21 protein-coding genes and 1 riboswitch are annotated in these 25614 nt (G+C 70.9%); of the genes, 6 read left to right on the plus strand and 15 right to left on the minus strand.

Annotated elements, in window-relative coordinates; translation table 11 throughout:
* Window positions 1-206 precede the first annotated feature (206 nt).
* Window positions 207-1034: a sulfurtransferase gene (locus OG729_RS09880; protein WP_405805586.1), complete on the minus strand. Its 828-nt coding sequence runs from the start codon at window positions 1032-1034 to the stop codon at window positions 207-209.
* Window positions 1035-1258: 224 nt separating this feature from the next.
* Between OG729_RS09880 and OG729_RS09885 the strand changes: the two genes are divergently transcribed.
* Window positions 1259-2029 (plus strand): VOC family protein, encoded by a 771-nt coding sequence (locus OG729_RS09885; RefSeq protein WP_360870173.1) that lies wholly within the window; start codon window positions 1259-1261, stop codon window positions 2027-2029.
* Here OG729_RS09885 and OG729_RS09890 read toward each other — a convergent pair.
* The 4 genes from OG729_RS09890 to OG729_RS09905 are packed head-to-tail and all read right to left on the minus strand — an operon-like array spanning window position 2004 to window position 7417.
* Window positions 2004-2672, minus strand: coding sequence for a thymidine kinase (locus OG729_RS09890; protein ID WP_360870170.1), 669 nt, complete (start codon window positions 2670-2672; stop codon window positions 2004-2006). The two genes, OG729_RS09885 and OG729_RS09890, sit on opposite strands and share 26 nt — an antisense overlap.
* A gap of 53 nt (window positions 2673-2725) precedes the next feature.
* The gene (locus tag OG729_RS09895) at window positions 2726-3931 is read right to left on the minus strand and encodes an alkaline phosphatase family protein (RefSeq protein WP_405805587.1); all 1206 of its coding nucleotides are present in this window, start codon (window positions 3929-3931) and stop codon (window positions 2726-2728) included.
* Window positions 3931-4515: a DUF5998 family protein gene (locus tag OG729_RS09900; RefSeq protein WP_328667560.1), complete on the minus strand. Its 585-nt coding sequence runs from the start codon at window positions 4513-4515 to the stop codon at window positions 3931-3933. The genes OG729_RS09895 and OG729_RS09900 overlap by 1 nt, the downstream gene beginning before the upstream one ends.
* A 37-nt stretch (window positions 4516-4552) precedes the next feature.
* Complete coding sequence (locus tag OG729_RS09905) at window positions 4553-7417, minus strand: GNAT family N-acetyltransferase (RefSeq protein WP_405805588.1); 2865 nt, start codon at window positions 7415-7417, stop codon at window positions 4553-4555.
* A gap of 97 nt (window positions 7418-7514) precedes the next feature.
* Between OG729_RS09905 and OG729_RS09910 the strand changes: the two genes are divergently transcribed.
* Entirely contained in the window at window positions 7515-7796 is a 282-nt protein-coding gene (locus OG729_RS09910; protein WP_360870160.1) for an HPr family phosphocarrier protein, read from the plus strand.
* 219 nt (window positions 7797-8015) lie between these two features.
* Here OG729_RS09910 and OG729_RS09915 read toward each other — a convergent pair whose 3' ends face one another.
* The 4 genes from OG729_RS09915 to OG729_RS09930 all read right to left on the minus strand — a co-directional run bounded on the left by OG729_RS09915 (window position 8016) and on the right by OG729_RS09930 (window position 12777).
* Window positions 8016-8693: a GntR family transcriptional regulator gene (locus OG729_RS09915; RefSeq protein WP_360870157.1), complete on the minus strand. Its 678-nt coding sequence runs from the start codon at window positions 8691-8693 to the stop codon at window positions 8016-8018.
* A 188-nt stretch (window positions 8694-8881) separates the two neighbouring features.
* Window positions 8882-9640, minus strand: coding sequence for a M23 family metallopeptidase (locus OG729_RS09920; protein WP_405805589.1), 759 nt, complete (start codon window positions 9638-9640; stop codon window positions 8882-8884).
* A 12-nt stretch (window positions 9641-9652) separates the two neighbouring features.
* A riboswitch (cyclic di-AMP (ydaO/yuaA leader) is annotated at window positions 9653-9815 on the minus strand.
* 227 nt (window positions 9816-10042) lie between these two features.
* Window positions 10043-11440, minus strand: coding sequence for a pitrilysin family protein (locus tag OG729_RS09925; RefSeq protein ID WP_360870151.1), 1398 nt, complete (start codon window positions 11438-11440; stop codon window positions 10043-10045).
* On the minus strand, window positions 11437-12777 hold the full coding sequence (locus tag OG729_RS09930; RefSeq protein ID WP_360870148.1) for a pitrilysin family protein: 1341 nt from the start codon (window positions 12775-12777) through the stop codon (window positions 11437-11439). Before OG729_RS09930 ends, OG729_RS09925 begins: the two co-directional genes overlap by 4 nt.
* A gap of 167 nt (window positions 12778-12944) precedes the next feature.
* Here OG729_RS09930 and OG729_RS09935 point away from each other — a divergent pair, with 167 nt between their 5' ends.
* Window positions 12945-15395 carry a DNA topoisomerase (ATP-hydrolyzing) subunit A gene (locus tag OG729_RS09935; protein WP_405805591.1) on the plus strand — a complete coding sequence of 817 codons (2451 nt, stop codon included), beginning with the start codon at window positions 12945-12947 and terminating at the stop codon, window positions 15393-15395.
* Between the two features lie 24 nt (window positions 15396-15419).
* On the opposite strand, the gene OG729_RS09940 is transcribed toward OG729_RS09935, so the two are convergent.
* Together OG729_RS09940 and OG729_RS09945 are read right to left on the minus strand one after the other, a co-directional pair.
* Window positions 15420-16463 carry a CobW family GTP-binding protein gene (locus OG729_RS09940; RefSeq protein WP_405805592.1) on the minus strand — a complete coding sequence of 348 codons (1044 nt, stop codon included), beginning with the start codon at window positions 16461-16463 and terminating at the stop codon, window positions 15420-15422.
* An 11-nt stretch (window positions 16464-16474) separates the two neighbouring features.
* A complete protein-coding gene (locus tag OG729_RS09945) occupies window positions 16475-17635 on the minus strand; it encodes a citrate synthase/methylcitrate synthase (RefSeq protein ID WP_405805593.1) in 1161 nt (386 codons plus the stop codon).
* A gap of 90 nt (window positions 17636-17725) precedes the next feature.
* Here OG729_RS09945 and OG729_RS09950 point away from each other — a divergent pair, with 90 nt between their 5' ends.
* From OG729_RS09950 to OG729_RS09960, 3 genes are all read left to right on the plus strand, one after another.
* The gene (locus OG729_RS09950; RefSeq protein WP_405805595.1) at window positions 17726-18955 is read left to right on the plus strand and encodes a citrate/2-methylcitrate synthase; all 1230 of its coding nucleotides are present in this window, start codon (window positions 17726-17728) and stop codon (window positions 18953-18955) included.
* 104 nt (window positions 18956-19059) lie between these two features.
* Entirely contained in the window at window positions 19060-20703 is a 1644-nt protein-coding gene (locus OG729_RS09955) for an ATP-binding protein (RefSeq protein ID WP_405805596.1), read from the plus strand.
* Between the two features lie 32 nt (window positions 20704-20735).
* Window positions 20736-21428 (plus strand): response regulator, encoded by a 693-nt coding sequence (locus tag OG729_RS09960; RefSeq protein WP_360870509.1) that lies wholly within the window; start codon window positions 20736-20738, stop codon window positions 21426-21428.
* Window positions 21429-21536: 108 nt separating this feature from the next.
* Here the strand turns inward: OG729_RS09960 and OG729_RS09965 are convergent, their stop codons facing one another.
* The 4 genes from OG729_RS09965 to OG729_RS09980 form a co-directional block, all read right to left on the minus strand.
* Window positions 21537-23129: a cation acetate symporter gene (locus OG729_RS09965; protein WP_360870130.1), complete on the minus strand. Its 1593-nt coding sequence runs from the start codon at window positions 23127-23129 to the stop codon at window positions 21537-21539.
* Complete coding sequence (locus OG729_RS09970; protein WP_360870127.1) at window positions 23126-23623, minus strand: DUF485 domain-containing protein; 498 nt, start codon at window positions 23621-23623, stop codon at window positions 23126-23128. Before OG729_RS09970 ends, OG729_RS09965 begins: the two co-directional genes overlap by 4 nt.
* 96 nt (window positions 23624-23719) lie before the next feature.
* Window positions 23720-24394, minus strand: a complete 675-nt coding sequence (locus tag OG729_RS09975; RefSeq protein ID WP_405805598.1) for a response regulator — start codon at window positions 24392-24394, stop codon at window positions 23720-23722.
* Complete coding sequence (locus OG729_RS09980) at window positions 24391-25551, minus strand: sensor histidine kinase (RefSeq protein ID WP_405805600.1); 1161 nt, start codon at window positions 25549-25551, stop codon at window positions 24391-24393. Before OG729_RS09980 ends, OG729_RS09975 begins: the two co-directional genes overlap by 4 nt.
* Between the last annotated feature and the right edge of the window lie 63 nt (window positions 25552-25614).

Below are 25614 nucleotides of genomic sequence, written 5' to 3' on the forward strand. Positions count from 1 at the left end.
TTGACAGCGCCGGGCCTTTTGGTGCGCCCGGTCGGTCTCTCGCCACCCGCCCGCCCTGAGAGTTGGGGGTACGGGGTACCCCCAACGCCCCCGGCGGGGAAGCGGCAGCTTCGCGCCGCAAAGGGGTATGCGCACGCACGCCCCCGGGAAGGCGGTCGACACGGCGGGCCCCACGCCCCGGCGGGGCCGGCTGGCGCGGCCTGCGCTCAGCCCGGTTCGGGGCCCGTGGCGATCGGGTGGGTCGGGTCGGCGGACCATTCCGACCATGAGCCCGCGTACAACGCAGGGGTGAAGCCCGCGAGTTCCAGGGCCACCGCCTCCTGGGCCGCCGAGACTCCCGAGCCGCAGTAGACGCCGACCGGCGCGGTGTCCGTGGCCCCCAGGGCGAGGAAGCGGGAGGCCAGCGCCTCGGGGGCCAGGAAGCGGCCGTCCTCGGACACGTTTTCCGTGGTCGGGGCCGAGATCGCGCCCGGGATGTGGCCGGCCACCGGGTCGATCGGCTCGACCTCGCCCCGGTAGCGTTCCGCCGCGCGTGCGTCGAGGAGGAGGCCCTTGCGGGCCTGGTCGGCCGCCCCGTCCGCGTCCAGCAGCGGGAGCGCTCCCGGCACGGGGGCGAAGTCACCGGGGGCGGGGCTGGGGCTCTCCTTCGACAGCTCGCCCGTCCACGTCGCGAGACCGCCGTCCAGCACCCGTACATCCGCGTGGCCCGTCCACCGCAGCAACCACCACGCCCGCGCCGCCGCCCACCCCTTGTCGGCGTCGTAGACGACCACCGGGGAGTCCGCCGAGACCCCGGCCCGGCGCATCACCTCGCCGAAAGCGGCCACGTCCGGCAGTGGATGGCGGCCGCCGGCCCCCGGCTGAGCGGCCAGTTCCGCGTCCAGGTCGACAAAGACCGCGCCGGGAATGTGACCGGCCTCGTAGTCCGCCCGCCCGTGCGGTCCGCCCAGCTGATAGCGGATGTCCAGCAGGACCGGAGGACGGGTTCCGGCCAGCTCGCTCGCGAGTTCGGTCGCGGAGATGATGGGTTTCATAAGGGCCATCCTTGCGCAGCACCCGGCCGCGGCGTAACGCCGCCAAGGCGGATGAGTAATGCCAAAAAGGGCATCCTCCAGCGGGAACCCGCCAAAAGCGGCGCGGCCGGGGCGCGTCGGGCGCCGGGTGGTGCAAGCATCTGCACGGGGCGCGCAGCCGTTCCGCACGACGGCGCGCATCAGGTCCCCGTACGGCCACCACATGGTCCGAGGAGAGAGTGACAATGACCGAGGCGACTCGGCGCACCCCCGGCACGCCCTGCTGGGTGAGTTTGATGGTGCACGGCCTTGACGCGACCCAGGACTTCTACGGAGGGCTGTTCGGCTGGGACTTCTCCCCCGGCCCCCGGCAGCTCGGCCCGTACGTCCGCGCGCTGATCGACGGCAAAGAGGTCGCGGGCATCGGCCGGCTCCCGGCCGAACGGCAACTGCCGATCGCCTGGACGCCGTACATGGCGACCGACGACGCGGATGTGACCGTCGAGACGATCAGGAGCTGCGGCGGCACGGTCGGGGTCGGCCCGCTGGACGCCGAGGACGCCGGCCGGCTGGCCGTCGTGACCGACCCGGCGGGCGCGGTCTTCGGCGTCTGGCAGCCCACGGCCCACAGCGGCACGGCGGTGTACGGCACGCATGGCACACCGGTCTGGAACGAACTGCTGACCGCCGAGACCTCAGCGGTCGGCAAGTTCTACCAGGCGGTCTTCGGTTACGAGCTCGAGAGCATCGTCTCGGCCGACTACGACTATGTGACCCTGCACCTGGAGGGCCGCCCCGTCGCCTCCCTGCACGGCGTCGGCAACGCCCTGCCGCGCGACCGCGGCTCGCACTGGATGACCTACTTCGAGGTCGAGGACACCGACGACGCCGCGCGCAAGGTGGCCGAACTCGGCGGACATGTGCTGTACCCGCCCCGGGAGGCATCCAGCGGCCGGCTCGCGACCGTCGCGGACCCGGAGGGCGCGGTCTTCACGATCGTACGGTCGAACCGTTGACGTCCACGGGCAGCACGTCCGGGGAGAGGGCGGCCGCGCGGGCCGTGGCGGCGGTCATCCGCCGCCGGTGGTGGCGCCGGCACAGCACCTCGTAGCCGATCTCGTCCGGCGACTGGTTGACGTCCCCGACGACGACCTGGGCGCCTTCGACGACCATCACCCCGCCGACGGTACGGGCGTTGTGCGTGGCCCGCGCCCCGCACCAGCACAGCGCCTCGACCTGCAGCACCTCGACCCGGTCGGCGAGTTCGACGAGCCGCTGTGAGCCCGGGAAGAGCTTGGAGCGGAAGTCGGTGGTGATGCCGAAGGCGAAGACATCCAGGTCGAGGTCGTCGACGACGCGGGCCAGCTGGTCGATCTGCTCGGGCGCCAGGAACTGCGCCTCGTCCGCGATCACGTAGTCGCAGCGGCCGCCCTTGGAGAGACGGTCGACGAGATACGCGTAGAAGTCGAAGCCCTCCGCGGCCTCGACCGCGTCGGTGACCAGGCCGAGCCGGGAGGACAGCTTGCCCTCGCCCGCGCGATCGTCTCGCGTGAAGATCATGCCCTGGAGTCCGCGCGCGGACCGGTTGTGCTCGATCTGAAGAGCGAGGGTGCTCTTTCCGCAGTCCATCGTTCCGGAGAAGAACACCAGCTCGGGCATGGGGAGTTGACGACCTTTCGGGTCTGGGGGCGCGTCCGGGGCCGCTAAGGAGGTTACGAGCGTACTTCGATGAGCGGGACGAGCTGCTCGACGGGGGTCATGGAGCCGTGCATGCCGACCATCGCCGACTCATGGGGCTCGTTGATCGACGCGGTGATCACCACATCGTCGTGGGCCGCCGCGACAACGTCGCCGATACGCCCGTACACCCGCTCGTCGACCCGGGCGCCGAACCAGCCCGCCGCGATCGCCTCGTCCCGGCTGGCCACCCAGAACTGCTCGCCGAGCACCTCGCGCCAGACGGCCAGCACATCGGACTCGGCGCCGGGTACGGCGTAGACATGGCGGGCCCGGCCCTCGCCGCCCAGCAGGGCCACTCCGGCGCGCAGCTCCCAGTCCTCGTCGAAGTCGATGCGCGACTGCTCGTCGAAGGGGATGTCGATCATGCCGTGGTCGGCGGTGACGTACAGGGCGGAGCGGGGCGGGAGTTGCTCGGCGAGGCGCTGCACCAGCCGGTCCACGTACATCAGCTGGCCGCGCCAGGCGTCGGAGTCGACGCCGAAGCGGTGGCCCTTGCCGTCCACTTCGCTGTAGTACGTGTACACCAACGAGCGATCCCCCATGGCCAGTTGCTCGGCCGCGAGGTCCATGCGCTCCTCGCCGGAGAGCCGGCCCAGGAAGCTGCCGCCGCTGAGCGCGATCTTGGTGAGGGGGGTGTCCTGGAAGGCCGGGGACGACACCTGCGCGGTGTGCACGCCCGCCTCGTCGGCGAGCTGGAAGACGGTGGGGTACGGCTGCCAGACGAGCGGGGAGGTCCAGGGCTTCCAGCGCAGCTGGTTCATCAGCTCGCCGGTCTCCGGGTTGCGCGCCGTGTAACCGGGCAGGCCGTGCGAGCCGGGCGGCAGGCCGGTGCCGACGGAGGCGAGCGAGGTGGCGGTGGTGGCGGGGAAGCCGACCGTGATGGGCAGCCCGGTGCCGCCGCGCGAGGTGCCGAGCAGCGAGGTGAGATACGGGGCCTCGTCCGGGTGGTTCTTGATCTGCTCCCAGCCGAGGCCGTCGATCAGGAAGACGCAGTTCCGGTCGGCCGGGGTGAGCTCGGGGATCGACTGGACCAGTCCCGGTACGCCCTGGCCCGCGGCGAGCGTGGGCAGCAGATCGGCGAGTGATCCGCTGCCGTAGTCCGGGACGGGCGCGGTGTCGAGGGCAAGCGGAACGGGTTCGTCGGGCCAGGTGGCGGACTGCGCTGTGGGCAGGACCATCAGCGCGTGGCTGCCGTGGCTTCGGAGAGCGCCTGGGCGAAGGCCAGCGTCTGACGGACGGCGTCCGGGCCGTCACCGGCCTCGCTGACGCGCAGGCTCAGGTCGTCGGCGGTGGAGTTGCCGGTGTAGCCGTGGTCCGCGTCGCAGTTGGGGTCGCCGCAGGCGGCGGGCTCCAGGTCGATGCGGGAGACGGCGCCCCAGCCGATGGTGAGGACGACCTCACGGGGCAGGGTGCCCGGGGTGTACGACTCGGGGTTGGCGACGACGCGGCTGACCACGACGGACGAGATGCGGCCGAGCTTGACCGACTCGGTGGAGGTGGTGGCGTACGGCGTCGGGGAGCTGGAGTCGGCGGCCTGCTCGTCGGTGTGGCTGACGATGAAGCGGTTGGCCGTCAGGACGAGGACGGTGACATGGCGGCGCACCTCGTTGGCGTCGAACGTCGTCTCCTGGTGCACCAGGTACGACGCGATCTGCTCGCCACCGACAGCGGCCTCCACCGCCTCGGCCACGAGGGCCGGGTAGTAGCCGCTGCGCTCGATCGCCGCGCGCAGCCCCTGGGTCGTCGTACCGGTCTTCGCCATGCGGTCCATCCTACGGGCCCGTGGGGGCGGTGAGCGCTCAGTAGCTGGGGAGTCGGCGGGGCCCCAGGTCGGTGCGGGCGGGGGGCGGGGCGAGGCGTACGGAGGCGCCGAGCACGGAGAGGCCACGCTGAGCGACTACGACCGGCTCGAGGCTGATTCCGACCACTTCCGGATGGTCGTCGACCAGTCGTGACACCCGGAGCAGCAGTTCCTCGAGGGCCGGAGTGTCAACGGGCGCAGAGCCGCGCCAGCCGAAGAGGAGGGGGGCGGTCCGGATGGTCCTGATCAGCTCGGCGGCGTCACGGTCGGTGGCGGGAACGAGCCGGTGCGCGGTGTCGCCGAGCAGCTCGGAGGCCGCGCCGGCGAGCCCGAAGGACAGGACGGCGCCGACGGCGGGGTCGATGGCGGCCCGTACGACGGTGTCCACACCACGGGGAGCCATCGCCTGGACGACGGGCTGCAGCTCCTCGGGCTTGCCCAGGACGTCGGTCAACTCGCTGAATGCCTGGCGCAGCTGGGCCTCATTGGCCAGATCGAGCCGTACGCCGCCGAGGTCGGCGCGGTGGCGGAGGTGCGGGGCTGTGGTCTTGAGGGCGACGGGGTAGCCGAGCCGTTCGGCGGCCCGGACGGCGGCGTCGGGACCGGGGGCGGCGAGGGCGGGATGCACGTCGATGCCGTACCGGCCGAGGAGCGCCTGGGCCGCGTCGGGGACGAGGGTGAAGCCGCGAGGGTCGTCGTACCCGCCGAGGAGCTGCTCGATCTGGGCGGCGGCGCCGGCCTCGTCGATGTCCTCGTACTCGGGGACTCTGCCGGGATCGGCGGCGTGTCGGCGCCACTGGGCGTACTTGACCGCCTCGGAGAGCGCGCGGACGGCCCGCTCGGCGGCGGGGTAGGCGGGAATGCGGTAGTGGAGCGGGGCAGCGGTGGCCGCACCGGAGGTCTCGGGCGTCGACACGGGCGGCTGGGGGCCTGCCTCCGGCTTGAGGACGGCGCGGGGGCGGGCAGAAACGCCCGTCGTCGGCCCCGGCATCGTGCTCGTCGCCGCCGACAGTGCCTCCGCCAGGCCCCCCAGCTCCACATGCACCACCGCCACCGGCTTCGCCTCGGACTTCGCCGCCGCATCCCGCAGCGCCGTCGCCAGGATCTCCCCGTGGCCCTCTTCCGTCACACCGTTCTCACCGACCCACGGAATCGCCGTCACCACGACGGAGTCGCACGCGTCGTCCGCCAGCGCTTCGGCGAGCGCCGCCCGGAAGTCCGCGGGTGTCGCCTCTGTCGTAAGGTCGCGCGGCCGCATCGGACGCAGGCCTTCCGCAAGGCACGCGTCGTACGTCAGCAGACCGAGCGACTCGGAGTTGCCGAGGATGGCCACCCGCGGCCCCGCCGGCAGCGGCTGCCCTGCCAGCAGCACACCCGCGTCGACGAGTTCGGTGAACGTGTCAACACGGATCACGCCCGCCTGCCGCATCAGCGCGCCCACCGTCGCGTCCGGGATCCGGGTCACCGGCACCGCGTGCCCCGGCGGCTCGCTGCCGCTGTGCCGCGCGCCCTTCACCACGACCACCGGCTTCACCGCCGCCGTACGCCGGGCGAGCCGCGTGAACTTCCGTGGGTTGCCGAGCGATTCGAGGTACAGCAGGACGACATCGGTGTCCGGGTCCTCGTACCAGTACTGCAGGAAGTCGTTTCCGGAGACGTCGGCGCGGTTGCCGGACGAGATGAAGGCCGACAGGCCCGCGCCACGCCGGTGCAGCCCCGACAGCAGTGCGATGCCGATCGCGCCGGACTGTGTGAACAGGCCGATACGGCCCGCGGCCGGGGGGTGCGGGGCCAGCGAGGCGTTGAGCCGGACGGCCTCCGCCGTGCTGATGATGCCGAAGGAGTTCGGGCCGATGATGCGCATGCCGTACGAGCGGGCCTGCCGCACCAGTTCGCGCTGGCGCTCCCGCCCGGCCGCGCCGCTCTCGGCGTATCCGGCGGTCACCACGACCAGCCCCTGGACGCCGTGCTCGCCGCAGTCGGCGACCACGTCCGGCACCCGCTCCGCGGGGACGGCGACGACCGCGAGGTCGACCGGCTCCCCGGTCTCGGCGACGATCTCGCCGACGGAGCGGAAGGCCGGTACCCCCTCGATCTCCCGCTGGTCGTCGGACAGTGCGCGGTTCACTGCGTACGTACGGCCCGTGAACCCCGCGTCGAGGAGGTTTCGCAGCACCGTGCGCCCGACACCGCCAGGCGCACGGCCGGTACCGACGACAGCGACCGACCCGGGTGCGAGGAGACGCTGCACGGACCGGGCCTCGGCGCGCTGCTCGCGCCCGCGCTGGACCGCGAGGGACTCGGCGGTCGGCTCCAGGTCTAGGGTCAGATGGACTGAGCCGTCCTCGAAGCTGCGCTTCTGGGTGTAGCCGGCGTCCCGGAACACCTTGATCATCTTGTTGTTGGCGGGCAGCACCTCCGCCGCGAACCGCCGGATGCCCCGCTCGCGGGCCACCGCCGCGATGTGTTCGAGCAGCGCGGATGCGACACCGCGCCCCTGGTGCGCGTCCTGCACCAGGAAGGCGACCTCGGCCTCGTCGGCGGGGGCGCTCGCGGCACGGCCCTCAGCGTTGATCCGGTCGTAGCGGACGGTCGCGATGAACTCGCCGCCGACCGTGACCGCGAGACCCACCCGGTCCACATAGTCGTGATGGGTGAAACGGTGCACATCCTTGGCGGAGAGCCGGGGATAGGGTGCGAAGAAGCGGTAGTACTTCGACTCGTCCGAGACCTGTTCGTAGAAGCTGACCAGACGCTCGGCGTCCTCAGTGGTGATGGGCCTGATGCGCGCGGTTGCGCCGTCGCGCAGCACCACGTCTGCTTCCCAGTGATCGGGATACGCATGGTCCGGCTGGGTCTGCATGGGAGAAAGCGTACGGCTCACCCAGCGGTCGGTTCGAGCACTCCGCACCACATGAGAGACTGGTCTAGACAACCGCTATGACTTGAAGGGCAACACCATGGCTGAGCGCCGCGTCAACGTCGGCTGGGCCGAGGGCCTTCACGCCCGCCCCGCTTCCATCTTCGTCCGTGCCGCCACTGCCTCCGGCGTCCCGGTGACGATCGCCAAGGCCGGCGGCGAGCCGGTCAACGCGGCCTCCATGCTCGCGGTGCTCGGCCTGGGCGCGCAGGGCGGCGAGGAGATCGTGCTCGCTTCCGAGGCGGACGGCGCCGAGGCTGCGCTGGACCGGCTGGCCAGGCTGGTTGCCGAAGGTCTCGAGGAGCTTCCCGAGACCGTCTGACCCCGAGAGTCCGAGCCGAGCCGTCTGCGTCCCAGAATCCAGGACCGAACGGTCCGAGCCCGGAAGTCCGAGGCCACAGTCGAATTTGCTCAACGCGGAGCCGCGGCATCCCGAATTCGGGAGACCGCGGCTCCGTTCATTTCGGGGCCGGGCACCGTGAATTCGGGCAGCAGAATTACAGCGCCCTCAATTGTCTTCCCTTTGTATACGGCGTGACTGTTAATTGCGGACGCTCTCGGTGTTTACGGCATGTTGCGAAGTCCTCACCCGCTCGGGACGGCGCAGCCGGTGCGCGGCTGCCGCACGCTCGGCGTGCAGGCTGGTCAGCGCCCGGGCCCGCTCCACGTCGCCCCGCGCCACGGCGTCCACGATCGCGCCGTGCTCGGCCCAGGAGTCGACGGGCTTGGCCGGCTGCTCGACGGCGTACATCCAGGCGATCTTGTGCCGCAGTTGGGTGAGCAGGGCGGTCAGGCCGGGGCTGCCGGAGGCCTGCGCGAGCGTCTCGTGGAACCAGCCGCCCAGTGAGCGCAGATCCTCGCCCTGGCCCCGGCGCGCCCGCTCCTGACCCAGTCTGACCAGGCCACGCAGCACCTTGAGGTGCGCCTCGGTACGGCGCTGGGCGGCGCGCGCGGCACCCAGCGGCTCCAGCAGCATCCGGATCTCGAGCAGGTCGGCGGCCTCCTGCTCGGTCGGCTCGGCGACGCAGGCACCGGCGTGCCGGCGGGTGGTGACGAAACCCTCGGACTCAAGGGTGCGCAGAGCCTCGCGCACCGGGACGCGTGAGACGCCGTAGCGGCGCGCCAGCTGCTCCTCGGTCAGCCGGCTGCCCCGCTCGAATACACCGGAGACGATGTCGTCGCGGATCGCCGTGCATACCGAGTGCGCGGGAATGCGCATGACCGAACCTCCGCTTTAATCCGCGCGAAACGCAGCCGATTGACGTCTGTTCGGTCGACTCTATTGCAGCGAGCACGATTTTCCGAAGGCTCTCTGGAATCCATGGATATCTTTTGGCCAGCGCCCCAAACGCAGAAGGCCCCGGCGGCACGCCGGGGCCCTCTCTACGAGCCGTACGAGCTGTCCGCTCAGACGTTCACACCGTGCGCACGCAGGTACGCGACCGGGTTGATGTCGGAGCCGTACTCGGGGCTGGTCCGGGCCTCGAAGTGCAGGTGCGGCCCGGTGGTGTTGCCGGTCGCGCCGGAGAGACCGATCCGCTCGCCCGGGGTGACGCTCTGGCCGACCGAGACACTGATCGACGAGAGGTGGCCGTACTGCGTGTACGAGCCGTCCTTCATCTTGATCACGACGTTGTTCCCGTACGCGCCGGCCCAGCCGGCCTCGACGACGGTGCCGGAGCCGACCGCGTGCACGGTCGTGCCGGACGCCGCGTGGAAGTCGATGCCCGTGTGACTGCCGGAGGACCAGATGGCGCCGCCGGCCTTGTAGCCGGTGGAGATGTACGAGCCGGAGACCGGGGCCACGAAGGAGTTGAGGCGCTTGCGCTCGGCGTCGCGGGCGGCGCGCTCCTTGGCCTCGCGGGCGGCCTTGGCACGGGCCTCGGCCTTGTGCTTCGCCTCGGCCGCGGCCTTCGCCCTGGCGGCCTCCTGCTTCTGGGTGGCGGCCTGGTCGGCGATCTGGTCCGCAAGGGTCTCGGCGGTCACCACCTGGGTCAGGCCGGTGTCCTCGACCGCGGGCGTGCTCGTGTTGGCGGCGAGCGCCGGGGAAGCGAGGGTTCCGATGACGCCGGTCGTGGCGAGGGCCGCTGCGCCCGCCATGTTCGCGCTGCGTCGCGACAGGCGGCTCGGGGCACGGTGCTTCCCGGTGGCACGGGTGAACGCCATGAAGTGGCTGGTCCTTTCCTTCCTTCTCGCCTACCGGGTTAGCTGACGGGTTCGGAGCAGGAAGGTCTCCTACGGGCCCCTCCGCGGGTGCGAAGGCGTCCGATTCACCCCAGGGACTGAGTGGGTCCCCGGCTCCCCAGGCTCGCGCCTGACGGGGACTCGGCGATGACTGTCCGATGCCGCGGATGCGGCGGGCTTCTGGCGGACAGCCGGACCGACGCTAGGCGGGGCCACTTTCAATCACCAAACAGACAGGCCTTTTTGTAGCGCATGCCACAGGGCAGACAGGCAGCCTCTCCAACAAAGCGGACATAACACGGAACCCCGGCGCCGCTATGGATGCCGGGGTTCCGTTTGTTTGTAAGGAGTTGTTTGCCGGCCGAGGAGCACCGGCTTTGTCAATCAGCCTGTGACAACACTCACTTCACCGATGCCAAGCGCCCGCACCGGCTCCTCGATCTGCGCGGCGTCGCCGACGAGCACGGTGACAAGGCGGTTCACCGGGAAGGCGCTTACGGCTGCCGCCGTCGCCTCGACAGTGCCCGTCTCGGCCAGCCGGACGTACAACTGCGCCTGGTAGTCGTCCGGGAGGAACTGCTCGACCTGGTCGGCGAGCGTGCCCGCGACGGACGCCGCCGTCTCGAACTTCAGCGGGGCGACACCCACCAGGTTCTGCACGGCGACATCCCGCTCGGCGTCGGTCAGCCCCTCTGCCGCGAGCGTACGCAGCACCTTCCAGAGGTCGTCCAGCGCCGGTCCGGTGTTCGGGGTGTCCACCGAGCCGCTGATGGCGAGCATCGCGGCGCCCGACCCGTCGGGAGCGGAGCGCAGCACCTGGCCGAAGGCCCGTACGCCGTACGTATAGCCCTTCTCCTCGCGCAGCACACGGTCGAGGCGGGAGGTGAGGGTGCCACCCAGGCAGTACGCGCCGAGCACCTGCGCGGGCCACACGCGGTCGTGCCGGTCCGCACCGATGCGGCCGATCAGCAGCTGCGTCTGCACGGCGCCCGGCCGGTCCACGATCACCACGCGGCCGGTGTCGTCGGCGGTGATCGGCGGTACGGGACGGGGCTCTGCCTTGTCGCCCGTCCAGGTGCCGAGGGTCTCGGCCAGCACCGCGTCCAGGTCGACCCCGGTCAGATCGCCGACGATCACCGCGGTGGCGGTGGCGGGCCGGACATGCGCCTCGTAGAAGGCCCGTACGGCCGCGGCGTCGATCGGTGCCACGGTCTCCTCGGTGCCCTGGCGGGGGCGCGAGATGCGAGCCTCGGCCGGGAAGAGCTGCTTGGAGAGCTCCTTGGCGGCACGGCGGGCCGGGTTGGCCGTCTCGTGCGGGATCTCGTCGAGACGGTTGCGTACGAGCCGCTGCACCTCGCTGTCGGCGAAGGCGGGTGCGCGCAGCGCTTCGGCGAGCAGGCCGAGCGCCTTGGGCAGCCGGGAGACCGGGACCTCCAGGGAGACGCGGACGCCGGGATGGTCGGCGTGCGCGTCGAGGGTGGCACCACAGCGCTCAAGCTCGGCCGCGAACTCCTCGGCGCTGCGCTTGTCGGTGCCCTCCGACAGGGCGCGCGCCATGATCGTGGCGACCCCGTCGAGGCCCTCGGGCTCGGCGTCCAGCGGGGCGTCGAGGGAGATCTCGACCGCCACCACCTGCTGGCCGGGGCGGTGGCAGCGCAGCACGGTGAGCCCGGTGTCCAGGGTGCCCCGGTCGGGGGCGGGGAACGCCCACGGCCGGGCCGGGCCGGCCGCCGGCTGCGGGTGGAACTCCATGGTCGTCAAAGACGCGGCAGCGTCGGTCACTGGTCCGCTCCCTCTTCCTGGTCGCTCTGCTCGGCGTTGACGGGTTCGTAGACGAGCACCGCCCTGTTGTCCGGGCGCAGCCGGGCCTTGGCGACCGCCTGCACCTCCTCGGCGGTGACGTCCAGCACCCGCTGCACGGCGGTCAGTGCGAGCTGCGGGTCGCCGAACAGCACGGCGTACCTGCACAGTTCGTCGGCGCGGCCTGCGACCGTGCCGAGCCGGTCCAGCCACTCGCGCTCCAACTGGGCCTGCGCCCGCTCCATCTCCTCGGGCGTGGGGCCCTCGGCCGCGAACCGCGCAAGCTCCTCGTCGACCGCGGCCTCGATCTCGGGGACCTCGACACCGCCGGACGTCTTGACGTCCAGCCAGCCGAGCGAGGGTGCGCCGGCCAGGCGCAGCAGCCCGAAACCGGCGGCGACGGCCGTCTGGTCCCGGCGCACCAGACGGTTGTGCAGCCGGGAGGACTCGCCGCCGCCGAGGACGGTGAGCGCCAGATCCGCGGCGTCGCACTCGCGCGTGCCGTCGTGCGGCAGCCGGTAGGCGGCCATCAGCGCACGGGCCGGCACCTCCTCGACAACCTCCTCGCGCAGCTGCTCGCCGATGATCTCCGGCAGCGATCCGTCACGGGGCGGCTGCTTTCCGTCATGAGCCGGGATGGATCCGAAGTACTTCTCGATCCAGGCGAGCGTCTGCTCCGGGTCGATGTCGCCGACGACCGACAGCACGGCGTTGTTCGGCGCGTAGTACGTACGGAAGAAGGCGCGGGCGTCCTCGAGGGTGGCCGCGTCCAGGTCGGCCATCGAGCCGATCGGCGTGTGGTGGTACGGGTGGCCCTCCGGGTAGGCGAGGGCCGTCAGCCGCTCGAAGGCCGTGCCGTACGGGACGTTGTCGTACCGCTGGCGGCGCTCGTTCTTGACGACGTCGCGCTGGTTCTCCATCGACTCGTCGTCGAGCGCGGCGAGCAGCGAGCCCATCCGGTCGGCCTCCAGCCAGAGCGCGAGCTCCAGCTGGTGGGTGGGCATGGTCTCGAAGTAGTTGGTGCGCTCGAAGCTGGTGGTGCCGTTCAGCGAGCCGCCCGCCCCTTGCACCAGCTCGAAGTGGCCGTTCCCCTTCACCTGGCCGGAGCCCTGGAACATCAGGTGTTCAAACAGGTGGGCAAGTCCGGTACGGTCCTCGACCTCGTGGCGCGAGCCGACGTCGTACCACAGGCAGACCGCGGCCACCGGGGTCAGATGGTCCTCGGAGAGCACCACACGCAGGCCGTTGGCCAGCCGGTGCTCTGTCGCTGTCAGGCCGCCGGAACCGGCCTGCGCTGTGGCCGTGTGACCCATGGGCATGTACGTCCCTTCGATCGCGATGCTGTTCTTTCTGTCAGCCCTGCCACTGTATGCAAGCGCGCTGACACCTGGCGAAGTTCCCGGGTCGCGGTCGGCGCTGTCAGTGGGACGGTCCACAATGGTCCGCGACAGATCCAGACCTGGTACGTGAAGGAGCAGCAGCCGCGATGGCCCGCCGCAGCACGAAGACCCCGCCTCCGGACGATTTCGAGGAGAAGATCCTCGACATCGACGTCGTGGACGAAATGCAGGGCTCCTTCCTCGAGTACGCGTACTCGGTGATCTACTCCCGGGCCCTGCCGGACGCACGGGACGGCATGAAGCCTGTACACCGCCGGATCGTGTACCAGATGAACGAGATGGGCCTGCGCCCCGACCGCGGCTATGTGAAGTGCGCCCGCGTCGTGGGCGAGGTCATGGGTAAGTTGCACCCGCACGGCGACGCGTCGATCTACGACGCGCTGGTGCGGATGGCACAGCCGTTCTCCATGCGCCTGCCGCTGGTCGACGGCCATGGCAACTTCGGCTCGCTCGGCAATGACGACCCGCCCGCCGCCATGCGGTACACCGAGTGCCGGATGGCGGACGCGACCAGCCTGATGACCGAGTCGATCGACGAGGACACTGTCGACTTCTCGCCGAACTACGACGGACAGGAGCGCGAGCCCGTCGCGCTGCCCGCGGCGTACCCGAATCTGCTGGTCAACGGCGCGTCCGGGATCGCGGTCGGCATGGCGACAAACATGCCGCCGCACAATCTGGGCGAGGTCATCGCCGCCGCCCGCCATCTGATCAAGCACCCGGGCGCGGATCTCGAGACGCTGATGCGCTTCGTCCCCGGGCCCGACCTGCCGACCGGCGGCCGCATCGTGGGCCTGGCGGGCATCAAGGACGCGTACGAGTCGGGCCGCGGCACCTTCAAGATCCGCGCGACGGCCTCCGTGGAGGATGTCACCGCACGCCGAAAGGGCCTCGTCGTCACCGAACTGCCCTTCACGGTCGGGCCGGAGAAGGTGATCGCGAAGATCAAGGACCTGGTCTCGTCGAAGAAGCTCCAGGGCATCGCAGATGTCAAGGACCTCACCGACCGCTCCCACGGTCTGCGGCTGGTCATCGAGATCAAGAACGGCTTCGTCCCGGAGGCCGTCCTGGAGCAGCTCTACAAGCTGACGCCGATGGAGGAGTCCTTCGGCATCAACAATGTGGCGCTGGTGGACGGCCAGCCGCTCACGCTGGGTCTCAAGGAGCTGCTCGAGGTCTATCTCGACCACCGCTTCAACGTGGTGCGCCGGCGCAGCGAGTTCCGCCGGACCAAGCGGCGCGACCGGCTGCATCTGGTGGAGGGCCTGCTCGTCGCGCTGCTGGACATCGACGAGGTCATCCGCCTCATCCGGTCCAGTGACAATTCGGCGCAGGCGAAACAGCGGCTGATCGAGCATTTCTCGCTGAGCGAGATCCAGACGCAGTACATCCTGGACACCCCGCTGCGCCGGCTGACCAAGTTCGACCGGATCGAGCTGGAGAGCGAGCGCGACCGACTGAACCGCGAGATCGAGGAGCTGACCGCGATCCTGGACTCGGACACGGAGCTGCGCAAGCTGGTCTCGTCCGAACTGGCGGCTGTGGCGAAGAAGTTCGGCACCGAGCGGCGCACGGTGCTGCTGGAGTCGGCGGGCACGCCGGTGGCCGCGGTGGCTCTGGAGGTCGCGGACGACCCCTGCCGGGTGCTGCTCTCCTCGACGGGTCTGCTGGCGCGTACGGTCACCGGCGAGCCGCTGTCCGACGAAGGCGGCAGGCGCACCAAGCACGATGTGATCGTCTCGGCGGTCCCGGCGACCGCGCGTGGCGATGTGGGCGCGGTGACCTCTGCCGGGCGGCTGCTGCGGCTCGCGGTGATCGATCTGCCACAGCTGCCGCACACCGCGTCCGTGCCCAACCTCGCGGGCGGAGCGCCGGTTTCGGAGTTCCTCAACCTGGAGGCGGACGAGCGGATCGTCTGTCTGACCACGCTCGACGAGTCCTCCCCCGGCCTGGCGGTCGGCACCCTGCAGGGTGTCGTCAAGCGCGTCGTGCCGGACTATCCGGCGAACAAGGACGAGTTGGAGGTCATCGCCCTCAAGGAGGGTGACCGGATCGTCGGCGCTGCCGAGCTGCGTACGGGCGAGGAAGACCTGGTCTTCATCACCTCCGACGCCCAGTTGCTGCGCTACCCGGCAGGCCAGGTGCGGCCGCAGGGCCGGGCGGCGGGCGGCATGGCAGGCATCAAGCTGTCCGAGGGCGCCGAGGTGATCTCGTTCACCGCGGTGGACCCGGCGGCGGACGCGGTGGTGTTCACGGTCGCGGGCTCGCACGGCACGCTGGACGACTCCGTGCTGACGGCGAAGCTCACGCCCTTCGACCAGTACCCGCGCAAGGGGCGGGCGACGGGTGGCGTGCGCTGCCAGCGCTTCCTCAAGGGCGAGGACGTGCTCGTGCTGGCCTGGGCGGGCGCTACCCCGGCCCGTGCGGCGCAGAAGAACGGCTCACCGGCCGAACTGCCGGAGCCCGACCCGCGCCGCGACGGCTCGGGCACGCCACTGACTTCGGCGGTGGCGGTGCTGGCGGGCCCGGCGAGCTAGGGCTGTCCGGTCGGATCTGCCGGACTAGTCGGTCTCCGGTTCGGACTGTACGTACCGCAGGACGCCCCACATGCTGTGCTCGGCGGGGGCGTCCTGCGGTCCGGTCGTCCGGCACTCGTCGAGCTCCGTGCGCAGCTTGTCGGCGTCGACGCCGGAGCCGATGAGCACCAACTGTGTGAGGCGCTCGGCGCCCCGCGGCCAGGGCTCCGGGTAGAAGCGCAGAAACCGTCCGACCGCGTGCACGGCGTACCGGTTGCGCGGGTCCGCCGTGCCGAAGTCGACGAATCCCTTGATCCGGTAGAGCCCTTCGGGCCTGGAGTCGAGAAAGTCCATCAGCCGGCGCGGGTCCATGGGCGCCCGCGCCGCGAAGTCGACACTCTCGTACGCGGCGTGCAGATGGTCCGCATGCCGGTGATCGTGCTCGTCCGCGCACAGATCCTCGAAGGAGAGCTGGCCGACCCGCTCGGTGAGCGGCTTGCGGTCGAAGAGGAGGTCCGGGTCGATCCGGCCGTACGAGGCCTCGGTCACCGCGGCGGCGGTACCGAGGCTCTGGCGGATGCGGGCGAGCTCCGTGGCGGATACGCGGTCCGTCTTGTTGAGCACCACCAGGTCGGCGACGGTCAGATGCCGGTCGATCTCGGGGTGCTTCTCGCGCGTGGCTTCGTACTCCGCCGCGTCGATGACCTCGACCAGTCCCCCGTACACGATCCGTTCGTTCTCGCTCGCGAGGAGCATGCGCACCAGCTCCTGGGGCTCGGCGAGCCCGCTCGCCTCGATGACGATGACATCGATGCGGGCGGAGGGCCCCGTGAGCTTGTCCAGGTAGAGGTCGAGTTCGCTCGCGTCTACGGCACAGCACAGGCAGCCGTTGCCGAGTGAGACCGTGGAGTCGCCCAGCTGTCCGGCCACCGTCATGGCGTCGATTTCGATGGAGCCGAAGTCGTTGACGACGGCGCCGATCCGGGTGCCGCGGCTGGCTCTGAGCAGATGATTGAGCAAGGTGGTCTTGCCCGATCCGAGGAAGCCCGCGAGGACGATGACGGGGATCTGCTGGCTCGGCGACGGCAACGGGGCCTTCCTCACATGTGCGGTACGGGTTGCGGCGGCGGGGGTCCGACATAGCGGGCCGCCGGGCGGATGATCTTCGAATCGGCCGCCTGCTCCAGGATATTGGCGCTCCAGCCGACGACCCGGGCCGCACAGAAGGTCGGGGTGAACATCTCCCGCGGCAGCCCGCACAGTTCCATGACGACGCCCGCGTAGAACTCCACATTCGTGTGCAGCTCACGGCCCGGCTTGAGTTCGGCGAGGATGGCCTCGACCCGCTGCTCGACCTCGACCGCGAACTCCACCAGCGGTCCGCCGAAGCTCTCGGCGATGCCGCGCAGCATGCGCGAGCGGGGGTCCTCGGTGCGGTAGACGGGATGTCCGAAGCCCATGATGCGGTCACCGGCCAGCACCCGTTCCCGTATCCATGGCTCGATGCGGTCCGGGGTGCCGATCGCGTCGAGCGTGTCCAGCGCGCGGCTCGGCGCCCCGCCGTGCAGCGGGCCGGACAGCGCGCCCACCGCCGCGACCAGGCAGGCGGCCATGTCGGCGCCGGTGGAGGCGACGACGCGAGCGGTGAACGTCGAGGCGTTGAAACCGTGGTCGACGGTGGAGATCAGGTACTGCTCGACCGCTCGGGCGCGGGCGGGCTCCGGCTCCGAACCGGTCAGCATGTACAGGTAGTTGGCGGCACAGGGCAGATCGTCGCGCGGCTCGACGGGCTCAAGTCCCTGGCCCAGCCGGTACAGCGCCGTGAGCAGCGTCGGAACGGCCGCGCAGGCGGCGAGCGCGTCCGTCGTTCGGCGGTCGCCGTCCAGGTCGTAGACGGGTCGCAGCCCTGCCGACGCCCCGAGCAGGGAGAGCGCGGTGCGCAGTCCGGCGAGCGGGCCCGAGGGGGCGCAGGAGCGCGCGATGGCGGGCAGTGCGTCGCGTACGTCGTCCGGCAGTCGGCGCAGTGACGCCGTGTGCGCCATGAAGGCCGCACGCTCCGAGGCGTCCGGCAGCCGGCCGTGGAACATCAGATGCCATACGTCCTCGAAGCCGCTGCTCTGCGCGAGCTCGACGGCCGAGTACTGGCGGTAGTGGTAGAAGCCCTCCCGTCCTCGTACGTCGCCGAGCGCGGTGTCGGTGACGACGACACCCGCGAGTCCGCGCGGTACGTCGAGGGATGCGGTGGTTCCGGTGATCGACATGTCTTTCCTCCAGTCGTCCTTGACTTGACTGTCTATGCTGGACTGGATCATTGTCAATGTTGATTGAATCAATATGGATACGGTGGCCTCATGACGGATCAAGCGGCGGACGGACCCCGGCTCACCACTCGGGAGGCCGCCGAGCGGCTGGGTGTGAAACCCGAGACGGTGTACGCGTATGTGAGCCGGGGCCAGCTCACCAGCCGACGCAGTCCCGGCGGCCGCGGCAGTACCTTCGACGCCCAGGAGGTCGACGCCCTGGCGCGCCGGACCAGGCGGGATTCCCAGCCCTCCGGCGACCTCGTCTTCCGTACCGGCATTACGCTGATCGACAAGGACCGCTACTACTTCCGCGGAGTGGACGCGACCGAACTCGCCCTCCGCTACCACTACGAGGAGATCGCCGACTGGCTCTGGACCGGCACCCTGCGGGCGGGCGTCCGGTTCACCGCCCCCGACGACGCACTCGCGGCCGCCCGCCGTGCCGTCGATGCCCTGCCCGCGGAGACCGGGTCGACGGACCGGCTGCGGGTGGCCGCGATCGCCGCGGCGATCGCCGATCCGCTCCGCTTCGACCTGGACCGGGATGCGGTGCTCGGCAGCGCACGCACGCTGATCCCCACGTTGGTCGACGCGCTCCCCACAGTCGGCCGGCGGCACCGCGGCACGGGCAGGATCGCCTGGCGGCTGTGGTCACGGCTGACCGCCGAGAGCCCGCACGAGGAGTCCGTACGAGCCCTGGACATGGCGCTCTCGCTGCTGATCGACCACGATCTGGCCGCCTCGACACTCGCCGTACGCGTTGCGGCCTCGGCACGTGCCCATCCGTACGCCGCCGTCTCCGCCGGTCTCGGCGCGCTGGAAGGTCCGCTGCACGGAGCCGCGAGCGGTCTCGCGCACCGGATGCTCAGCGAGGTGCTGGAGCGCGGCAGCGCGGCGGCCGTCGTGGCGGACCATCTGCGGGCCGGACGACGGGTGCCGGGCCTCGGCCACCGGCTCTACCCCGGCCCGGACCCGCGGGCAGAGGCGCTGTTCGGCGTACTGGCCGACATCCCCGCCGCCCGCCCCGCCCTGGAGGCGGCCCGCCAGGTGGAGACGACGACGGCTCGCCATGTGCAGCTGCACGCCAATGTCGACCTCGCGCTCGCGGTGCTGTCGGTGGCCTGTGGGATGCCTGCCGAAGCGGGCGAGACCGTCTTCGCCGTGGCGCGTACCGCGGGCTGGATCGCTCACGCGCTGGAGGAGTACGAGGAGCGCCCGCTGCGGATGCGCCCGCGCGGGCAGTACAACGGGCCCCGCCCGCCCAGGCCGCTGCCATAGTTCTGGTACGGCCTGCGGCGATATGGGGGCCGTCGGCCGCCGAGGCGGTGCGCGTGGAACCGGAGGTTTCAGAAAGGGCCCCCCGCCCTCTACCGTGCCTAGACATGAGTCCCGTACCGACCGCCCTCGCCCGACGCCGGCGGTTCGGCTGGCCGCATCGGGTTTACTCGCAGGTCCTGCTGATGCAGCTGGTCATCGCCACCGGTGTCACCGTGCTTGCCACCGGCCTCTTCCTCGCCCCGCTCAGCTCTCAGCTCGACGACCAGGCGATGCGCCGCGCGCTTGCCATCGCCGAGACCACCGCCTCCTCGGAGGTGGCGGACGAGTTGCTCGGATCACAGCCGACCCCTGGCGGTCCCGTGCAGGCCGAGGCCGAGCGCATTCGGCGGGCGACCGGCGCCGAGTACATCGTGATCATGGACAAGCGCGGGGTGCGCTGGTCCCACCCCTCCCGCGAGGAGATAGGCCGGGTCGTCTCGACCGACCCCAGCGCGGCGCTCGCGGGCCATGAGGTGATGGAGATCGACAGCGGGACGCTCGGCCGCTCAGCCCGTGGAAAGGTGCCACTGCGCGTCGACGACGGCACGATCGTCGGCGCGGTCTCGGTCGGTATCGAGTACGACAGCGTGCGCGCCCGGCTGCTGGCGGCGATCCCCGGACTGCTCGCCTACGCCGGAGGGGCACTGGCCGTCGGAGCCCTGGCCGCCTATCTGATCTCCCGCAGGCTGCAGCGGCAGACCCGCGACCTGGCCTTCTCCGACATCTCCGGGCTGCTGGCCGAGCGCGAGGCAATGCTGCACGGCATCCGGGAGGGGGTCGTGGCGCTCGATGCGGCGGGCAGGGTCCGGCTGATGAACGACGAGGCGCAGCGGCTGCTCGGCCTCGGCGAAGAGGCCACGGGGCGGCCGCTCGACGAGGTACTGGGCGAGGGCCGCACCACCGATGTGCTGGCGGGCCGGGTCACCGGCGAGGATCTGCTGACCGTGCGCGGCAACAGGGTGCTGATCGCGAACCGTATGCCGACCGACGACGGCGGCGCGGTGGCCACCCTTCGTGACCGGACCGAGCTGGAGCAGCTCGGCCGTGAGCTGGACTCCACCCGCGGGCTGATCGACGCGCTGCGCGCCCAGGACCACGAGCACGCCAACCGGATGCACACCCTGCTCGGACTCCTCGAGCTGGAGATGCACGAGGAGGCGGTGGAGTTCGTCACCGAGGTGGTCGGGGTGCACCGGGCCACGGCCGAACAGGTCACCGAGAAGATCCACGATCCACTGCTGGCGGCGCTGCTGGTGGGCAAGGCGACGGTCGCGGCGGAGCGCGGCGTATCGCTGCTCATCGCGCCCGGGACCCTGCTGCCCGACCGGCTCGTCGACCCGCGCGGTCTGGTGACCGTCGTCGGCAATCTCGTGGACAACGCGCTGGACGCGGCCGCCGGCTCACCGCAGCCGCGGATCGAGGTAGAGCTGCGCGCTGAGGGCCGCGCGGTCGTCCTGCGGATCGCGGACAGCGGGCCCGGAGTCGCGCCCGAACAGCGCGAGTTGATCTTCACCGAGGGCTGGTCCACCAAGGAACTCCCCGCCCACGGCAAGCGCGGCCTGGGTCTCGCGCTGGTGCGCAGGCTCGCCGAACGGCAGGGCGGCAGCGCGCGGGTGCGCGAGGCGACCGGCGGAGGCGCGGAGTTCACCGTCGTGCTCCCGGAGGCGCTGGCAGAACCGGGGCTGGCCACCGCCGGGGAGGCGCGATGACCGAGGGACATGCCGAACAGGCGGCCACGGACCTGATCGACGTGCTGGTGGTGGACGACGACGTCCGCGTCGCCGACATCAACGCGGCCTATGTCTCCAAGGTCCCGGGCTTCCGGGTCTCCGCAAAGGCGCACTCCGCCGCCGAGGCGCTCGCCCGGATCGCCGACGCTCCGGTGGATCTGATCCTCCTGGACCACTATCTGCCGGACGGGAACGGTCTCGCGGTCGTACGGGAGCTGCGCCGGCTCGGCCACCAGACCGACGTCATCATGGTGACGGCGGCGCGGGACGTGGCGACCGTGCAGGCCGCGATGCGGCACGGCGCGCTCCAGTACCTGGTGAAGCCGTTCAACTTCGCGGGGCTGCGCGCCAAGCTGGAGGCGTACGCGACGCTGCGGCGCACCCTGGAGAGCGGCGGCGAGGCGGAACAGGCGGAGGTGGACCGGATCTTCGGGGCACTGTCGGCCGGCTCGGTCGCCCCCGACCTGCCCAAGGGGCACTCGCCGACCACCGCCGAGCTGGTGCGGCAGGTGCTGCTGGCCGCGGACGGGCCACTGTCCACGCAGGAGATCGCGGACCGCGCGGGCGTGAGCAGGCAGACGGCGCAGCGCTATCTGAAGTTGCTGGAGCGTACGAGCCGGGTGCGGCTGAGCCTGAAGTACGGCGAGACGGGCCGCCCGGAACACCGCTACCTCTGGGGATTTTCAAGCCCGTCCGGCAATTGACGACAAAGCCCCCGGACGGCCCGGGCCTTCCGTCCACGCTCCGGGCTTTCCGTCCACGCTCCGGCCTGCCGCCCGCGCCCCCCGGCCTTCCGTCCACGCCCCTGGCCCTCACACCGCGCCCGCCCCGGTCAACGCCCGCACCTCCGTCTCCGCATGCTTCGCCTCGTCCGGCTGCTCCGTAGAGGTGGTCGTGCCGATCCAGCCCGCCAGGAACCCCAGCGGGATGGACACCAGGCCCGGGTTCTGCAGTGGGAAGACATGGAAGTCCACCCCCGCGAAGAGCGCCTCCGGGCTGCCCGAGACGACGGGCGAGAGCACCACCAGCAGGACAGCGGGGATCAGCCCTCCGTACACCGACCAGACCGCGCCGCGCGTGGTGAAGTTCCGCCAGAACAGCGAGTAGAGCAGTACGGGCAGATTTGCGGAGGCGGCGACCGCGAAGGCCAGCCCCACCAGGAAGGCGACGTTCAGATCGCGGGCGAGCAGGCCGAGCCCGATGGCGGCAACCCCGATGCCGGCCGCGGCGACCCTGGCCACCGCCACCTCGCTGTGCCGCTTGCCACGACGGCGCCTGAGAGAGGCGTACAGATCGTGCGCGACGGAAGCCGAGGAGGCGAGGGTGATCCCGGCGACGACGGCGAGAATGGTCGCGAAGGCCACGGCGGCGACCACCGCGAACAGCACCGTGCCGCCGGTGGTGCCCGCACCTCCTCCCAGGTCCAGCGCGAGCAGCGGAACCGCGGTGTTCCCCGCGGCGTTCGACGTCCGGACCTCGTCCGAGCCGAGCACCGCGGCCGCGCCGAAGCCGAGCACGATCGTCATCAGATAGAAGCTGCCGATGAGACCGATCGACCAGACGACCGAGCGGCGGGCGGCCCGCGCGGTCGGCACGGTGTAGAAGCGGGACAGAATGTGCGGCAGCCCCGCCGTGCCCAGGACGAGCGCCAGGCCGAGGCTGATGAAGTCGAAGCGCGCGGTCCAGTCCCCGCCGTACTTGAGGCCGGGCGAGAGGAAATCCCTGCCGTGACCGCTGTGTTCGGCGGCGGAGTTGAGCAGCTGGTTGACGTCGCCATGGAAGCGGACGAGGACGAGCACGGTCATGGCGATCGCGCCCAGCATCAGCAGCACGGCCTTCACGATCTGGATCCAGGTGGTGGCTCGCATCCCTCCCAACGACACATAGACGACCATCAGTGCACCCACTCCGATGACGGTCCACGAGCGCGCGGCTTCGCTCGTACCGCCGAGAAGCAGCGCGACGAGGCTGCCGGCCCCCACCATCTGCGCCACCAGATAGAGAACGGACACGGCGACCGAAGAAGTTCCCGCAGCGATACGGACCGGGCGCTCGCTCATCCTGGAGGCGACGACGTCGGCGAGCGTGAACCGGCCGCAGTTGCGCACGAGTTCGGCGACGAGCAGCAGGACGACCAGCCAGGCGACCAGGAAGCCGACGGAGTAGAGCATTCCGTCGTAGCCGTACAGCGCGATGAGTCCCGAGATGCCGAGGAAGGAGGCGGCGGACATGTAGTCGCCGGCGATGGCGAACCCGTTCTCCAGAGGGGAGAACAGCCGCCCGCCCGCGTAGAACTCCTCCGCTGAACCACGCCTGTTGCGGCTCACCCAGGTGGTGATCCCGAGGGTGACCGCGATGAACGCGCTGAACAGCAACAGCGCCAGGGTCTGGTGGTCGCCGCTCAATGTCCGAACCCCCGGTTCGTCTCCTGCATTCTCGCCCGGTCGAACACCCGCCAGCGCAGATCGAGCGCGGCCCGGTCCCGCCGCAGTCGCGCATGCCGGGCATACGCCCAGGTCAGCAGGAAGGTGGTGAGGAACTGTCCAAGCCCGGCGACCATCGCCACGTTCACCGCGCCGGCCACCGGCCGTGCCATCAGCCCGGGTGCCGTGGTGGCCGCGACGACATAGGCCAAGTACCAGAGGAGGAAGGCGAAAGCGGCGGGGACGACGAACCTCCGGTAGCGGCTGCGCACCTCCTGGAAGGCGGCGCTGCGGTGCACTTCCAGATAGATGCCGGCGGTGCCGAGCCCGGCGCGCTCCCGGTCCGTGGGCTGCGGCGGGACGCCGGGCGCCGGGGCACCCGTACCGTCGAGCTCGCCCCAGCCGGAGGCCAGCGCGTCGTACCAGGGGTCGTCGAGCCGCACCGCCGCAGCATCCCGCCCTTCCTGCTTCTCCACCGCAACTCTCCTTGTCAGCGAACCGTTTCGGCCGCGTGCACAAGGATGGACAGAGCAGGAAGATCCCGGACTCTTCTCCTGCCGGTCTTCACCCCATTAGGTGATATTCGACCCGGGTGGCCGCGTAAGTCCTTCGCGGTAGGCGTACCGCACCGCCTGGGCGCGGTCGTGAATGCCCGTCTTCGAGAAGAGGTTGTTGATGTGGGTCTTCACGGTGGCCGTGGAGATGTGCAGTCCCCGGGCGATTTCCGCGTTGGTGAGGCCCTCCGCGATCAGGGCCAGCACCTCGCCCTCGCGCGCGGTCAGCCCGTCGGGCAGCTTCGGCCCGGACGGTTCCGGCGCCGATGCGACCTGCTCAAGGAGCCGTCGCTGGACGACCGGTGAGAGCCCGGCACGACCGGCCATGACATCCTGCACGGCCCGTACGATCTCGTCGCCGTTGGCGTCCTTGGTGAGATAGCCGCGCGCTCCCGCCCGTAGCGCGGGAAAGAGCGAGTCGTCGTCGGCATAGGTGGTGAGCACGACGATCTGGGTGCCGGGGTGTTCGCTGCGAATACGGCGGGTCGCCTCGATCCCGTCGCAGCGGGGCATCCGAAGGTCCATCAGGACGACGTCGGGGGCGAGTTCGGCAACGAGGGCGACCGCCTCCTCACCGTCCTTCGCCGAGCCGATGACCTCGATGCCCGGCAGCAGTCCCAGGAGCATCACAATGCCCTCGCGCACCACCGCCTGATCGTCGGCAACGATCACTCTGGCGATCTGTTCGGTCATGCCGGCACCCGTAGCCGCACCACGAAGCCCTTTCCGTCCGGTCCCGCCTCCAGGCTGCCGCCGAGCAGTTCGGCCCGCTCACGCATCCCCAGCAGACCGTACCCGGAACCGGAAGTCCCGAGTTCACCGGCCTGAGAGGTGGTGCCCGAATCCCGTACCTCCAGGGCCACTTCAGCCTCCGCGTACGCGAGCAGCAACCGCACCTTGGCGCCGGGCGCGTGCTTGCGCGCGTTCGTCAGCGCCTCCTGTGCCACGCGCCGTACCGCCTGCGAGGCCTCGGCGGTCAGCTGCCGCCGCTCCCCCGTCACCTCCGTCTCCGCTCCGTCGGCGAGCGCCAGTTCCTGCAGATAGTCCTCGACGGGAGCCATCTCGCCGCGCAGCGCGGAGAGCGCCTGCCGGGTCTCGGCCAGTCCCTCGCGGGCCATCAGCCGGGCCGCGACCACCCGCCCCAGGATCTGTTCCCGGAACGGCCCTTCCGGCCCCCTCTCGATCTGCAGCCTGGCCGCTTCCAGATGCACCAGCTGCGCGGAGAGGCTGTGCGCAAGGACGTCGTGGATCTCGCGTGCGATACGGGCCCGTTCGGCCAGGGCCGCCGATGACGCCTCTGCCTCGCGGGCTGCCCGCTCCTGGGCGAGCAGCCGGAATCCGGCGCCCCTGGCCTGGCCGTCGAGGCGCAGCGTGTATCCGCCGAGCAGCACCGCCGCGGCTGTGATCACCGGCCCCAGCTCACTGTCGTCGGTCAGAGCGAAGCCCACGAACATCAGCGCGGCCGTGCCCAGCCCGAAGACGAGCGGGAGGCGCTCCATCGCCATGACGGAGACGCAGATCCACAGCACAGATGCGGGAATCGGTGCCCCGGCGGCGTACGCGCCCGCTCCGCAGGCGGAGATGCCGACGAGCAAACCGAGCGAGGGCAGCAGTCTGTTGGCGAGCGTCATCCGGTGGTAGCCGAGGACCGCGGCGGCGCAGCAGAACAGACCCGACGGCGGGAGCACCACACGCCAGCCGCGGAAGGCGTCCGAGTCGTAGGCGCTGTACACCGCCCATCCCGAGAGCGCGACGAGCAGAGCGATGTCGATGGCGACGCGGACGCGCGGTACGCCGAGGCGGGAGAGCGCTTCGCGCGTGGGCCATGCGGTCCACTGGCTGCTGAACACCTCAGGTCCTCCTCCGTCGCCTCGATGCTACGGAGCAGGACCTGACCTGGGATCGGATCAGGG

The sequence above is a fragment of the Streptomyces sp. NBC_00210 genome (assembly GCF_045160975.1).
In the GTDB taxonomy this organism is placed as follows: Bacteria; Actinomycetota; Actinomycetes; order Streptomycetales; family Streptomycetaceae; genus Streptomyces.

What these genes read in the sequence shown, in the direction of transcription:
- OG729_RS09880 (WP_405805586.1), bottom strand. Translation starts at nt 1,034, where the DNA reads ATGAAACCCATCATCTCCGCGACCGAACTCGCGAGCGAGCTGGCCGGA.
- OG729_RS09885 (WP_360870173.1), top strand. Translation starts at nt 1,259, where the DNA reads ATGACCGAGGCGACTCGGCGCACCCCCGGCACGCCCTGCTGGGTGAGT.
- OG729_RS09890 (WP_360870170.1), bottom strand. Translation starts at nt 2,672, where the DNA reads ATGCCCGAGCTGGTGTTCTTCTCCGGAACGATGGACTGCGGAAAGAGC.
- OG729_RS09895 (WP_405805587.1), bottom strand. Translation starts at nt 3,931, where the DNA reads ATGGTCCTGCCCACAGCGCAGTCCGCCACCTGGCCCGACGAACCCGTT.
- OG729_RS09900 (WP_328667560.1), bottom strand. Translation starts at nt 4,515, where the DNA reads ATGGCGAAGACCGGTACGACGACCCAGGGGCTGCGCGCGGCGATCGAG.
- OG729_RS09905 (WP_405805588.1), bottom strand. Translation starts at nt 7,417, where the DNA reads ATGCAGACCCAGCCGGACCATGCGTATCCCGATCACTGGGAAGCAGAC.
- OG729_RS09910 (WP_360870160.1), top strand. Translation starts at nt 7,515, where the DNA reads ATGGCTGAGCGCCGCGTCAACGTCGGCTGGGCCGAGGGCCTTCACGCC.
- OG729_RS09915 (WP_360870157.1), bottom strand. Translation starts at nt 8,693, where the DNA reads ATGCGCATTCCCGCGCACTCGGTATGCACGGCGATCCGCGACGACATC.
- OG729_RS09920 (WP_405805589.1), bottom strand. Translation starts at nt 9,640, where the DNA reads ATGGCGTTCACCCGTGCCACCGGGAAGCACCGTGCCCCGAGCCGCCTG.
- OG729_RS09930 (WP_360870148.1), bottom strand. Translation starts at nt 12,777, where the DNA reads ATGCCCATGGGTCACACGGCCACAGCGCAGGCCGGTTCCGGCGGCCTG.
- OG729_RS09935 (WP_405805591.1), top strand. Translation starts at nt 12,945, where the DNA reads ATGGCCCGCCGCAGCACGAAGACCCCGCCTCCGGACGATTTCGAGGAG.
- OG729_RS09945 (WP_405805593.1), bottom strand. Translation starts at nt 17,635, where the DNA reads ATGTCGATCACCGGAACCACCGCATCCCTCGACGTACCGCGCGGACTC.
- OG729_RS09950 (WP_405805595.1), top strand. Translation starts at nt 17,726, where the DNA reads ATGACGGATCAAGCGGCGGACGGACCCCGGCTCACCACTCGGGAGGCC.
- OG729_RS09955 (WP_405805596.1), top strand. Translation starts at nt 19,060, where the DNA reads ATGAGTCCCGTACCGACCGCCCTCGCCCGACGCCGGCGGTTCGGCTGG.
- OG729_RS09975 (WP_405805598.1), bottom strand. Translation starts at nt 24,394, where the DNA reads ATGACCGAACAGATCGCCAGAGTGATCGTTGCCGACGATCAGGCGGTG.